General features: G+C 32.8%; 11 protein-coding genes. 4 read left to right on the top strand and 7 right to left on the bottom strand.

Annotation, left to right across the window (positions count from 1 at the left end):
* Positions 1 to 121: 121 nt before the first annotated feature.
* The 6 genes from J4O15_RS04245 to J4O15_RS04220 all read right to left on the bottom strand — a co-directional run bounded on the left by J4O15_RS04245 (position 122) and on the right by J4O15_RS04220 (position 7,973).
* A complete protein-coding gene (locus J4O15_RS04245) occupies positions 122 to 1,918 on the bottom strand; it encodes a hypothetical protein (RefSeq protein WP_208099823.1) in 1,797 nt (598 codons plus the stop codon).
* Between the two features lie 18 nt (positions 1,919 to 1,936).
* Positions 1,937 to 3,778 (bottom strand): hypothetical protein, encoded by a 1,842-nt coding sequence (locus tag J4O15_RS04240; protein WP_208099822.1) that lies wholly within the window; start codon positions 3,776 to 3,778, stop codon positions 1,937 to 1,939.
* Between the two features lie 261 nt (positions 3,779 to 4,039).
* Positions 4,040 to 5,659 carry a chaperonin GroEL gene (gene groL / locus J4O15_RS04235; RefSeq protein WP_009220290.1) on the bottom strand — a complete coding sequence of 540 codons (1,620 nt, stop codon included), beginning with the start codon at positions 5,657 to 5,659 and terminating at the stop codon, positions 4,040 to 4,042.
* A gap of 33 nt (positions 5,660 to 5,692) precedes the next feature.
* A complete protein-coding gene (locus tag J4O15_RS04230) occupies positions 5,693 to 5,977 on the bottom strand; it encodes a co-chaperone GroES (RefSeq protein ID WP_009220291.1) in 285 nt (94 codons plus the stop codon).
* A 147-nt stretch (positions 5,978 to 6,124) separates the two neighbouring features.
* Positions 6,125 to 7,495 (bottom strand): sodium-dependent transporter, encoded by a 1,371-nt coding sequence (locus tag J4O15_RS04225; protein ID WP_208099821.1) that lies wholly within the window; start codon positions 7,493 to 7,495, stop codon positions 6,125 to 6,127.
* Positions 7,496 to 7,631: 136 nt separating this feature from the next.
* Entirely contained in the window at positions 7,632 to 7,973 is a 342-nt protein-coding gene (locus J4O15_RS04220) for a hypothetical protein (protein WP_208099820.1), read from the bottom strand.
* A 173-nt stretch (positions 7,974 to 8,146) separates the two neighbouring features.
* Here J4O15_RS04220 and J4O15_RS04215 point away from each other — a divergent pair, with 173 nt between their 5' ends.
* The 4 genes from J4O15_RS04215 (at position 8,147) to J4O15_RS04200 (ending at position 12,246) form a co-directional block, all read left to right on the top strand.
* A complete protein-coding gene (locus J4O15_RS04215) occupies positions 8,147 to 8,881 on the top strand; it encodes a MerR family transcriptional regulator (protein WP_208099819.1) in 735 nt (244 codons plus the stop codon).
* Between the two features lie 341 nt (positions 8,882 to 9,222).
* Positions 9,223 to 10,344 (top strand): VanZ family protein, encoded by a 1,122-nt coding sequence (locus J4O15_RS04210; RefSeq protein WP_208099818.1) that lies wholly within the window; start codon positions 9,223 to 9,225, stop codon positions 10,342 to 10,344.
* A gap of 157 nt (positions 10,345 to 10,501) precedes the next feature.
* Positions 10,502 to 11,209: a PAQR family membrane homeostasis protein TrhA gene (trhA, locus tag J4O15_RS04205; protein WP_208099817.1), complete on the top strand. Its 708-nt coding sequence runs from the start codon at positions 10,502 to 10,504 to the stop codon at positions 11,207 to 11,209.
* 197 nt (positions 11,210 to 11,406) lie between these two features.
* On the top strand, positions 11,407 to 12,246 hold the full coding sequence (locus J4O15_RS04200; RefSeq protein WP_009220298.1) for a cell wall-binding protein: 840 nt from the start codon (positions 11,407 to 11,409) through the stop codon (positions 12,244 to 12,246).
* Positions 12,247 to 12,298: 52 nt separating this feature from the next.
* On the opposite strand, the gene J4O15_RS04195 is transcribed toward J4O15_RS04200, so the two are convergent.
* Positions 12,299 to 13,531, bottom strand: coding sequence for an ABC transporter substrate-binding protein (locus J4O15_RS04195; protein WP_009220299.1), 1,233 nt, complete (start codon positions 13,529 to 13,531; stop codon positions 12,299 to 12,301).
* Between the last annotated feature and the right edge of the window lie 3 nt (positions 13,532 to 13,534).

Raw genomic sequence — 13,534 nt, 5'->3', positions numbered from 1 at the left:
ATCGGAATGATTATACAAAATATACCATAAGAAAGATTTAGGCTTTGTATTAATTTTTATTTAATAATATGTTTTATAAATACAAGGGCATAACTTGTTTTAAATTATGCTGTATAAAAAACTATTCAATAGTTTTAAATAAATCAAGTGCTGCCTGTGCCGATGCCTCATCCTGCCCGCTTGATACTACTATCATCATATAATCATCTTTTGGAATAAAAAGATATTTTTGACTCTGTTTTGCCACTGTGGTATCCACATCAATATCTAAACATTGTATTTCTTCTCCAAGAAAGCCTGCTTGTCCTTTTTTTATTTCAAAGCTGTTTAATTGTTCTTTTGGAGCTTTACTAAATTGTTTTTCCATTATTTCTTTTTGTGCATCCAAATATTCATCCATAGGTATTTTTATATTGTTTTCTGCCAATGAAACACTTATTCTCTTTGTAGTATCTGTACTGTCTGTTAAGAACATATCTATAAATGCCCTACCATCTTTAATATACTTATTTACAGCAGCTATATCCGATCTTTCTATACCGCCATTTCCCATGTTTTTAAGTCCTTCATCGCTTACAAACTCCAGACCTGTCGCATTGGCATCAAATTTTATATTCATCATTTCATTGCTATAAACATTATCAATTATTTTTCCGGGTATTATTCCTTCACCTGATATATCTGTCTGCACCTCACCGGAAGTTAAACTGCTTTCAGATATTTTTGTAAACAAATCAAAAGCCGCTTTTGCACTGTCTTTATCAGGTCCGTTAGAACTTATTACTCCTATATAATCTCCTGCCTCTATATAGGCTGTATATTGATATTTACTGTCTTTATCCCTTCCTTCAGTAAATAAACAAGGTACATCCTTTCCGGAAATTGTAACAGTTAATCTTTCCGCCTTGGAATCTTTTTTTAACTGTTTCTCTAAGAATTTATCTAATTGTCCACTATTTTCTGATATTGAAACTACCAACTTTTGTGCATTATCAGTCTCTTTGGCAACCACCATATCAACAGCAGCGCCGCCTTTTTTGATATACGATATCATATCTTCTTCCGATATCGGATCCATAATACTTGTTGCCACTTCATCAAAAACATAGCCGTTTGCCTTTGCATCAAATTGTATATCAAGCATCTTGTTTGTATATACATCATTAATTATCTCACCCTTTGAAAACTCTATATCCGATTTAGTATCTGTTTTACCGGATTCTTCGGATTTAGAGCTCTTTTCATTATCATCAGAGCCTGTATACTTTTCAAACATTCCTAAATACTTATCAATATCCTCACTCTTTTCGCCTCTTACATAAATTTCTATAAAGTATTCACCTAACTGCTTATATAATGTAGCATCGGCAGATTCTATACCGTCCTCATCTATGATGATATCCACACTAAACAGCTTTTCTCCCAGAAAATCTCTTATTGTCTTTTTTACTTTAGGATTTTTAAATCTCTCTTTTTGCTCACCTTCTTGCTTTTTCACCTCATTATCAATATACTTTTCCAAACCGTTTTTCATTTCATGGTTTTTATCCTTATATATCATTACCTCTACATAATTACCGGGATTTTTATTATCAATGCCTTCCATATCTCTTATATAATAGCCCTTATCAAGTCTGTCATGTACGGCATCCATATCAGACCTTTTTACAACTTTGCCGTCCAGCCTGTTGGTAAATTCCTCTTCTGCAGTTACATCCATATCATTGGCATTTCCGTCAAACTTTAAATTAAGCATTTTGCTTGTATATACTCCGTCAACCACTTCTCCCAAAGAAATATCCTCAGCTTTGAACTCACTGACAGTTTCACTTAATTTTCTACCTTCTTTTGTACCGCATCCTGAAAAACAAAGTGACAGGGCAAAAGCTATCATTCCTAATTTAAAAATTCTCTTCATAGTCTCCTCCAAATATATTTATTCCTCAATTTTACTGATAGTATCTATCATTTGTTTTGCTGATAACTCATCACCGGCAAATGCATATATCTCAGCAATATAATTCCCAACTTTTAAATATACAACTCTTTTATATAAGCTCTGCCCATATTTTTTTATGTGTATAATTATGTATGGTCCGGTTTCTCCCAAAAATTCAGCTTCATCTTTTTTTACTTCTGCGTATGTACCATTCATATCATATCTATCTTTGAATACAACCACTTGCCTGTTTATATAGCTGTCAAGATCCTTTAGCATATCCTCCTTTTTTATCATAACAACTAATATACCTCCATTTTCAATATCTGCACGCATATCTACAAATCTATCACCACTTTCGAGAAGTTCCAATACCTCATCAATATCCCACTTTTTTTCATCGGTACTATAAAATCTATTATTTTCTTCTTCCCTACTTTTTATCTTCATGCCAAGTGATTTTTCATCAAATCTGATTCCGAACATCTTGTTTGTGTAAATACCGTTGTTTATCTCACCAATAGAAAACTTAAAATCATTATCACCAATTTTCATACTCTCATCATTCTCATTTATACTCTCTGAAGAATCTGTTATTTCATCACTATCAAACTCAACTTGATTATCCAATACTTCAAATAATTTAAAGCCATCTTTTGGTGCCGATGAATATTCTCCACCTGAAGAAATAACTGTTATATATTCTCCTCTTTTTATAAATGCCAACTCTATGGTTGATGTTTCGTAATAATAAATTTTTTCAAATTCTATACCCGGAACCTCTTCTCCAAATAACTCTATTGTTTTCTTTCTTCCATCAAAGTCTTTTTTCAGTTTATTAAGTTCTTTTTCAAGGAATGTATTCAAATCATAATCGGATCTATAGACAAATACCGCAATAGCTACTTTATTATCAGGTGTAGTCGCATGCATATCTACAAAATAATCACCTTTATTTAAAACCTCTTTTACAGACTCTATATCTGCTCTGTCAGAATCATTATATCCGAACTTATCTTTAATTTCCTCATCATTGCTAAACCTTAAATCATTAGCTTTACCGTCAACTTTTAAGTTAAGCATCTTATTTGTATATATGCCGTTTTCAATTTCACCGACGGAAAACTTTACATTTTCATCTAAATCAAAAATATATTTGGGTTCTACATACTCTTCATAATCCGGAGCTACAAACATACTCAAAACTTCTTGAATATCTTTGCTGTCTTTGCCCTCAACTTTTATCTCAATAAAATAATCATCAACTTTCGTATATAAAATACTTTCAGCATATTCTATTCCTCCTCCGTTTAAGCGAATATCTATGCTCTGTACTTCTTTATCTACTAATATCGCTGTCGATAATTTAACTTCGTTATTATCATATCCTTCATATTCTTTTTTCTGTTTTTGGAGCTCAGCTTCAATATGTTTTTCCATGCCTTTTTCTTCAGTTTCTCTATATATCTTTATGCTGACATATCTGTGTGCATCTGACTTATCCATGGCTTCCATATCATTTATATAATTTCTTTTGTCTTTACCGGTCTGTGTAGAATCCGTATCCGAGTATTCTTCCATACCTTCTATTTCTTCTCTGCCAATCACATACATATTATGTACTTTTCCGTTAAGTTTTATCTGAAACATTTTATTTACATATACATTTTTACTTACCTCTCCAATATATTTATCTGAGTATTCTGTATCAGAGTATTTTAAATCCTGATGTTCTAAATCCGAATTTTCTACATTTTTTAATTTATTTCTACAACCTGAAATAAGCAATAATATTACCGTAATAAACCCTATAATTACTAATTTTAGAATTCTTTTCATAAGCTCCTCCTCAATGTGCAAAACACAAACTCTAACAAAAGTTTTCTGTTGCTCAGATACACTTTAACAAAATTATAATCTTCATTAAACAAAAAATATATTATGCACAATAACGAAAATAATCTGTTATTTTTATGATATATTACAGTAATATCATTTTAAATACAGCTTATTGTATATTTTTTAGGATTTTGAATATAAAAAAGGCATACCTTGTTTCCAAAGTATGCCTATAGAAGCTTTTAATTATAAAGCCTTATATTACATCATTCCCATTCCGCCGCCTGCAGGCATTGCCGGAACATCCTCTTTAATATTTGCTACTGCCGACTCTGTTGTAAGCAGTGTAGATGCTACTGAATTAGCATTTTGAAGTGCAGATCTTGTAACCTTTGCAGGATCTAAGATGCCTGCCTTTACCATATCCACATACTCTTCTCTATAAGCGTCAAATCCGACACCCTCACTTGATTCTCTTACCTTATTTACAACAACGCTTCCTTCAAGTCCCGCATTCTCAACTATTCTGAAAAGCGGAGCCTCAAGTGCCTTAAGAATAATCTTTGCACCTGTTCTCTCATCACCTTCAAGAGTAGCTACAAGCTTTTCAACTTCCTTGCTTGCATGGATATAGGCAGAACCTCCACCTGAAATAACACCTTCCTCAACAGCCGCTCTGGTAGCATTGAGGGCATCTTCCATACGAAGTTTTGCTTCCTTCATCTCAGTTTCTGTAGCGGCACCTACTCTTATAACTGCAACACCGCCTGAAAGCTTTGCCAGTCTCTCCTGTAATTTCTCTTTATCAAACTCTGATGTAGTCTCTGAAAGCTGAGCTTTGATCTGAGCAACTCTCTTTTCAATATCAGCCTTTGAACCCTGTCCGTCTACAATAACGGTATTTTCTTTTTGAACCTTAACACTCTTTGCGCGTCCAAGACTTGCAAGTGTAGCATCCTTAAGATCAAGTCCAAGCTCATCACTTATAACTGTACCGCCTGTAAGAACAGCGATATCCTTTAACATATCTTTTCTTCTGTCACCATATCCCGGTGCCTTTACAGCTACAACATTGAATGTTCCTCTAAGCTTATTTACAATAAGTGTTGTAAGTGCTTCACCCTCAACATCCTCTGCTATAATAAAGAGCTTCTGTCCTGATTTAACAAGCTCCTCAAGTAATGGCAATATGTCCTGAATATTTGAGATTTTCTTATCTGTAATAAGGATATACGGATCATCCAGATTTGCTTCCATCTTCTCCATATCTGTACACATATATGCTGAGATATATCCTCTGTCAAACTGCATACCCTCTACAAGGTCAAGCTCCGTTTTCATTGTCTTTGACTCTTCGATAGTAATAACACCCTCATTGGTTACCTTCTCCATAGCATCGGCTACAAGGCTTCCAACCTCATCATCACTTGCAGAAATAGCTGCAACTCTTGCAATCTGCTCTTTTCCCTTTATAGGCTCGCTCATCTTTGCAATAGCTTCCACTGCAACATCTGTAGCCTTCTTCATTCCCTTACGAAGAACTATTGGATTGGCACCTGCCGCAAGGTTTTTCATTCCCTCATTTATCATTGCCTGTGCAAGAACTGTAGCTGTAGTTGTACCGTCACCTGCCACATCATTTGTCTTTGTAGCAACTTCCTTTACAAGCTGTGCACCCATATTTTCAAATGCATCCTCAAGCTCCACTTCCTTTGCGATGGTCACACCGTCATTTGTAATAAGCGGTGTACCGAATGATTTATCAAGTACAACATTTCTTCCCTTAGGTCCTAATGTAACTCTTACTGTATCAGCCAGCTTATTTACACCGGCTTCCAATGCTTTTCTGGCTTCAACGCCATATTTAATATCCTTAGCCATTTTTTTCTCCTTTAAAATTTATAAAAAATCGGATTATTCGATTACTGCCAAAATATCATTTTGCTTAACAACGATATACTCTACCTTATCAAGCTCAACCTCTGTACCGGCATACTTGGAATAAATAACCTTGTCCCCTACCTTAACCTGCATCTTTATTTCTTTTCCGTCTACAACGCCGCCCGGTCCTACTGCCACAACCTCAGCCTGTGAAGGCTTCTCCTTTGCCTGTCCCGGAAGCACAATACCTGATGCTGTTGTCTCTTCAGCAACCAATTGCTTTAAAACCACTCTGTCAAATAAAGGTACTAACTTCATTTTGTATTCCTCCTAAATATTTAAAAGTTTAACTATGTAATTTTATACCACCTTTTATTAGCAGTGTCAAGGTTTGAGTGCTAATATTCTTAATAAATTAAAAATCAGCCACAACTTTGACAGTTCCCGGCTGATTTTTTTTATTTCTTATTTAAAAAATTTATCGTATATTCCAAAAACAAATATAAATACAACTATAACCGGCAATATATAGGTAAGATAAAATCTCATCCGGTTTTTCATCTTAAGACCGTCACCCTTATTGCATTCTTTGAGATAGTTATCCCATCCCCAGCCATATCTGCTTACACAAAATAAGAGATATACCAAAGAACCGAGCGGCAATATTATATTACTTACAAGGAAATCCTCAAGATCAAGTATTGTTCCGCCAAAAGGCTTTAACCAATCAAATGCCCATACACTAAAACCAAATACACATGGTAATGAAAGTACTATTATTACTATCAAATTAAAAAGACTTACCTGTTTTCTTGACTTCTTTGTAAGATCCATACCGCATGAAACTATATTCTCAAATACCGCAAGCACTGTAGAGAATGCAGCAAATGACATAAATATAAAGAAAAAACTTCCCCAGAGCCTTCCAAGAGGCATCTTATTAAAGATATTCGGCAAAGTAATAAATATAAGTGCCGGACCTGAAGTCTGGTCTACACCATAGGTAAAGGTTGCAGGGAATATAATAAGTCCGGATACTATAGCTACAAAGGTATCCAGTATGACTATTGTTACAGACTCTCCAAGCATACTTCTGTCATTACTTATATAACTTCCGAATATAAGCATTGCACCTATTCCAAGGCTTAATGTAAAGAATGCCTGATTCATTGCACCTGTGATTACATTACCGATACCTGTTTCCTTTATTCTTCCTATATTGGGTATAAGATAGTATTTAAGTCCCTCTCCTGCTCCCTTTAAAAAGAATGAGTTTACAGCCAGTATAATCATTACTACAAGCAAGGTTACCATTACTATCTTTGTAATATTCTCTAATCCCGCCTCAAGCCCTCTTGATACTATAAACATACCTGTAACTACCACGACCACCATCCAAAAAATCATAATAGCAGGCTGTGAAAGCATTGTATTAAAGACATTCAATACTCCGTCCGAATCCAAACCTTCAAATTGTCCTGTTATTGTAAGGTAGAAGTAATGAAGCATCCATCCTGATACAGTGGTATAAAACATCATTAAAAGATAATTTCCTATAAGTGCCACTATTCCATGTATATGCCATTTACTTCCGGCGGGTTCCAGTCTTTGATATGCAAGTACCGGACTTTTTCTTGCAGCTCTACCTATTGAAAACTCCATTGTCATTATCGGCAATCCAAGCATAAATAAAAATACTAAATACAGCAGTACAAAAGCACCGCCGCCGCCTTTTCCTGTCATATACGGAAATTTCCATACATTACCTATACCTATTGCACATCCAGCTGAAATAAGAATAAACCCGAGCCTTGATTTTAACCTTTCTCTCTCCAAAATATCCTCCTACTATTTACATTCTTTATAAATCACTTGAAAACAGTCTTAAATTAAATGAAATCCGTAGGATTATATCATAATTTATAAAATAATTCTATCTTATACATTAACATACCTGTTGATTTAACGTATTTCATATTTTTAATATATTCCATATTGATGATAATAATATCAATATAAATAAATATATCGGAGTAAAGGATAATATAAACCAAAATATTCCATAACTTAATTTTCCTCTATTCATTGCTTTAAATCTTACTATATTGAATAAATAAAACGGCACTATAGCCATCATGTAACTAAAAATTATGTAAATCATATGACGACCATTATCTATAGGCGGTCTCTCAAATGGAAACCATGTCAATATTGCAATAAAAAACATATACGCAAAAATTATGTTGGCAATTATACTTACCGGAACAGACATAATTATTTTATATACAATAAAATCAAATATACTACTCTTCATCCAAACTGCCTCCTGTACAAAAAAATTTCTTCTTATATTTATTTTACCACAAAAAGGGTTCCGGGCTTAAAATTTTAATACAAATTTCATCTCTACTAAATAATCTTTAATTCAAAGTATTGACTCTGACATTGCGTCATAGTTTATACTTATCCTTGTTAGGAGGTTTTCAAATGTTTTTAATTAAAAAGGTTAGTGAAATAAGCGGTGTATCGGTGCGCACTTTACACCATTATGATGAAATAGGTTTGCTTTCACCTAAAAAAAATGAAAACGGGTACAGATATTATTCCGAGGATGATATGTCTTTTTTGCAAATGATATTGTTTTATAAATATCTGGGATTTCCTTTAAAACAGATAAAAGAATTATTAAAACAGGAAGATCCGGAAATACTCCATCATCTAAAGAAACAACTTGTTTTGATGCAGAAAGAAAAGCAAAAACTCTTAACACTTATTGATACATTGGAAAAGACGATCAAATCAAGAGAAAGGAAAATTACTATGTCAACAAAAGAAAAATTCAAAGGTTTTGCATATCAGGACAATGAAAAATATAAACAAAAAGCAATAGACCTTTATGGAAAGGAAGTTATTGAGAAAGCCGTTAAAAAGCAAAAAGGAAGAGAACAAGAAATTGCCGACGGTTTTAATAATATCTTTTTTGCAATATCGGATAATATGTCAAAGGGACTTAAGGCTACATCAAAAGAAAATACCGAACTGGCAAAAAAGCTTCATAAACATATTTGTGAATATTCTTTTGAATGTAGTGCGGATATATTTTCAAGCATAGGCTATGGATATGTTAAAAATCCGGAATTTAAAGATAATATGGACAAATTCGGAGAAGGTATGGCACAGTATCTGTGTGATGCAATTCAACAGTATGTAAAAGAGATTTAATTGATAAATCTTTTTAATATATTTTCACCTCTAAGTATCGTTTTATTGTACTTAGAGGTGAAAATCAAGTATTTTTATATGTTTAATTTATCTTTATATCCATTCTCATTTTAAGTTATTTCTATAATAGTCGAAAATATTCTGCAACAGCATATCCATATACAATAATACTTATCCTCAATCTTTAGAAATAATATCAACTATATTTATTGATTAAATATATTATTAAAGGGTATAATAAAGCATATAATTTTATGACAGATATTTTGATATGAAATTTATACATTGCTATATCGGCGGGTATTATATCATTTTAATCTGTTTTATTTTTGGGAGGAAATATGAATCAATATTTAGAGATTTCTTTTCAGGCAGTTGTATTATTTCCCTTTGTGGTAGCTATATTTACATTGCCCTATATCGCCTATAACTACCATAAATACGGCTCTGTACTGAGCTTAAAAGTCATACTTGTCTATTCTTTTATCTTTTATATCCTATGTATGTACTGCCTGGTAATACTTCCTCTTCCCTCACCGGAAAAGGCGGCTACACTTCACAGTCATAAAATGCAGCTGGAACCTTTTTTATTTGTAAAGGATATATTAAAAAGATCGCATATTATTAAAGACCAACCGAAGACATGGCTGACATTGGTTCTTAATAAAGCCTTTTTGGTAAATATTCTAAACCTGTTTTTGGCTGTACCTTTCGGTATGTATATGCGTTACTATTTTAAAAGACCTTTTTTTCAAACTGTGCTTTTTTCATTTCTGCTGTCCTTATTTTTTGAAATAACACAGCTTACAGGACTTTACTTTTTATACCCCGGAAGCTACAGATTATTTGATGTGGATGACCTTATCGTAAACACCTTTGGAGGTCTGCTCGGCTATATTCTTATGGGACCGCTTATGCTGCTGCTTCCATCAAGAGATGAACTGGATGAAATAAGCTATAGAAGAGGCAGGGAAGTTTCTTTGATGAGACGCTTTATAGCATTCCTTTTTGATATGTTTTTTGTAGGCATAATGACAATACTTTGTGAGTTTTTACTTAGGAATTTCTCTTTGCTTTCTTCATTTGAAATCGCTGTTTTGGCATATTTTTCAGTTTTCCCCATACTGTTTAAGGGTAAAACTTTTGGGAAATTTATTACCAGTACCGCTATTTTTTCTGTTGAGGGAGTACGACCTCCATTTTATGCCTATTTTTTAAGATATTTGCTTTTCTTCGGAGTTTATTTTTTTATTCCGATGCATCTTCGAAGAATGCTTGAAAACTTTATTTTAATGAATGAGGATCCCTCAAAAGATATGGCATATGCTACCATAGAACTTTTAACCTCACTTTTATACTTCCTGTTTTTGTTGATGGCTATTATAAAATCAGCAAGACATAGAAGTCTGTTCTATGAAAGATGGTCAAAAACCGTAATTCAAAGTACTGTAAAAGAAAAATAACCGGTGCCTTTGCACCGGCTTTATTATTTATTTTGTGGGTTTTCTTTCCTTATTTTATTATTTTTTAATTTTTAACTACTTGTAATCTCTTTAAAAATAATGTAGTATTTAAATACATTACACATAGTTTTAAAAACTACATTAAGGAGGTTTTAAAATGAATTCAAAATACAGAGAAAAGACGAGATTCGGTGTACTTCCGGGAACCATATCCATAGCTATAAGAGAACCGGGTTCCGCCATTACTCACTTTATCGGGCTTATTCTTTTATGGATAGGAGCAGGTCCGCTTATACAAAGATCTATAGAACATGGAGGTCGTATTACTGCTTTTTCTATGTTTGTTTTTGTTTTATCCACCACATTATTATATGCAGCCAGTACACTTTATCACTCTGTGGTATTGGATCTTAAAAAAACATTGATTTTTCGCAAAATAGACCATATCATGATTTCGGTACTTATTGCCGGTACATATACTCCGGTATGTCTTACAGCTCTTAAGGGTAAGACAGGATACTTTTTACTGGCTGCTATATGGTTATTGGCTGTGGGAGGGATCATTTTAAAAATTCTTTTTGTCAGCTGCCCGAAATGGCTCTCATCCGCTATTTATCTTATAATGGGCTGGCTTTGTATATTTGCCCTAAAGCCCCTTTTTAAAGCTCTGCCTCTTTCAGGGTTTTTATGGCTTTTATTCGGAGGTATTGCCTACACACTCGGGGCGATAATTTATGCCTTCAAGCTTAAAGCATTTAATGAAAAGCATATCTACTTCGGTTCACATGAGATTTTTCATATTTTTATTATGATTGGTACATTTTGCCATTATATGCTGCTTTTTAATATTTTATCTTTTTATTAGTAAACCAGATATTTATGATTATTTATATAGATCTTAGTACAATAAAAGACATTTATCTGTAAAGCACTATATTTATTTTTCAATAGAAATACATAAAATACAAATATACCATTGAATATAGATACTTTATTATATCTAATTAGTATAGAGTTGATTTTTTATTTTTAATAGTTATATATTTTATAGGAGGTCTTTATATGAAAAAGCAAGCTTTATGCACTATGATAATATTTGCTACATTATCTTTAACTTCTACAGTTTTTGCAAGCCAAGAATATAAAAAAATACCAAGGTGCGCATTAAATAATACCTGGTTGGTTAATAACGATTCCTGGTGCTATGTAGATTCCAATGGCTCTTTTACCAAGGGATGGAAGAATACTCAAGATCGTTGGTTCTACTTTGATAATGAAGGCAAACTGGTTACAAATAGCTGGGTCGGTAACTACTATGTTGATTCTAGCGGAATTATGTTAAAAAATACTACTACACCTGACGGTTATAGAGTAGGAAGTGATGGAAAAGTTATTTCTGCCAAAGTTTCACTTGATGAAGCAAGAGTCGCCTCTACACTTGAAAAACATGCTTATTATAAGTTTTGTTCACAGGAGCAGGCAAATCAGGCTGATGCTATTGCAAGAAGCATTGCTACAAGAGTTTTATCAGATTCATCTCTTGTAACCGATCTTGCAAAAATAAAGAAGGCTGCGTCCATCATTTATAGAGAGTACATAATGGAAATTTCATGTGAAAATGATGAAAATAAGTACTACAGAAGCCCTTATGGAGTTTTTGTAGCAGGAATTAGTACCGGTGCCGGCACTACCAGAGCACTTGGAAGAGTTCTTGATTTTATGGGTTATGATTGGGAACATGCCAATCATAATACATGGACCCACCAATGGTGTATTGTAAATATGGACGGTCAAACAGGATATGCCGATGCAATGGATTATGGTTGTGGATTTGGTACTCATCCATATATTTCAGGAGATATGAGTTCGGTAAATAAAGATATTGCTAATGGTTTATATTAAAGGATGGCAGGTACTTTCGTGCCGGCCATCTTTTAAATTCTATATTTCAAGTTTATTTTCTATCAACAATACTTTGAGCTAAATTACATAAATCATCCAATGTAATCTCATCCAATAAATACTTTTGAAATATTCTGCCCATTTCCGAAATATCATTCATTGGATTAGATGACAGCGGCCTGACTTTAAAGTTTGTATTCTCAACATATTTCCTTATAATATCTATATCAGGGACATCTATATCTTCCTCTAAGATAACATCAATTCTTGCAGGTATCTGCTTCATTGCATTACTATAATCAATACATCCTTCTCTACTTGAAATATAACTTAAAAATTTCTTCGCCGCATTCTTATTTTTTGAAGCTTTATTAAGTACATACTGCCATGTTGCTATATTTGTTGCATTTTTTTTGAACACAGGAAGTTCCGATACATGTATTCCATCTTCTCCATACTTTCCTGAATTCAAAAAAACATTTATAGCACCGCTATACATAAATACACATCCATACATACCGTCAATAAATTTTTGTTCCATCTGTTCATATCTGTCTATCATTTGATTTTGAGCTGTATAATTATGTTTTATCATATCATGTAAAAACTTAACTGCTTCCCTTGTATTATCATTATTCCAATCATAATAATCTCCATCAAACATATTTATAAATTGTGATAAATCATTATATATATATGTTTCATCCCAGGCACTTCCATATCCATACATGCCTTTACCATAATCATTACTTACAAATAATGAAAAATTATCTAAATTTTTAATCCCTTCAAGTTCTGAACTTTTTATATACTTTTCGTTTACCCAAAACATCATAATATCCATAAGGTATGGAACAGAATAAAAATGATTTTTATACATAGCCACTGATTCTACATAATCTTTAGGATATGATTCCAAAAGATCTTTGCTCATTATATCATCTAAATTTTCAATATATCCTTTTACTTTAAAATCACTTACCATCTCATCATTAACTGAAATCAAATCAATATCTGAATTTCCTGATAAAAGTAATGTTGAAATTTCTGCCTGTCTATTATTTGCATCAGCCGGACAAGAAATTATATTTATTTTCATATTTAATTTTCTTGATACATCATTAATATAATTTTTAAAATCAGGATTGTCGGCTTCTATATGTATGATATTTAATTCATCTTCATAATAGCTGCTTTTTTCTATTTCTTTGCTCTTCTCATAATTATTACAAGAAGATAGAATTAAACAAATACATAATAAAATGCTAAAAACTTTCTTATACAAATC

Source organism: Lachnoanaerobaculum sp. Marseille-Q4761 (genome assembly GCF_017565785.1).
Taxonomy (GTDB): Bacteria; Bacillota; Clostridia; order Lachnospirales; family Lachnospiraceae; genus Lachnoanaerobaculum.
This window is presented reverse-complemented; position numbering and strand designations above follow the sequence as displayed.

Coding starts and splice junctions, on each gene's coding strand:
- J4O15_RS04245 (WP_208099823.1), bottom strand. CDS start 1,918: ATGAAGAGAATTTTTAAATTAGGAATGATAGCTTTTGCCCTGTCACTT.
- J4O15_RS04240 (WP_208099822.1), bottom strand. CDS start 3,778: ATGAAAAGAATTCTAAAATTAGTAATTATAGGGTTTATTACGGTAATA.
- groL (WP_009220290.1), bottom strand. CDS start 5,659: ATGGCTAAGGATATTAAATATGGCGTTGAAGCCAGAAAAGCATTGGAA.
- J4O15_RS04230 (WP_009220291.1), bottom strand. CDS start 5,977: ATGAAGTTAGTACCTTTATTTGACAGAGTGGTTTTAAAGCAATTGGTT.
- J4O15_RS04220 (WP_208099820.1), bottom strand. CDS start 7,973: ATGAAGAGTAGTATATTTGATTTTATTGTATATAAAATAATTATGTCT.
- J4O15_RS04215 (WP_208099819.1), top strand. CDS start 8,147: ATGTTTTTAATTAAAAAGGTTAGTGAAATAAGCGGTGTATCGGTGCGC.
- J4O15_RS04210 (WP_208099818.1), top strand. CDS start 9,223: ATGAATCAATATTTAGAGATTTCTTTTCAGGCAGTTGTATTATTTCCC.
- trhA (WP_208099817.1), top strand. CDS start 10,502: ATGAATTCAAAATACAGAGAAAAGACGAGATTCGGTGTACTTCCGGGA.
- J4O15_RS04200 (WP_009220298.1), top strand. CDS start 11,407: ATGAAAAAGCAAGCTTTATGCACTATGATAATATTTGCTACATTATCT.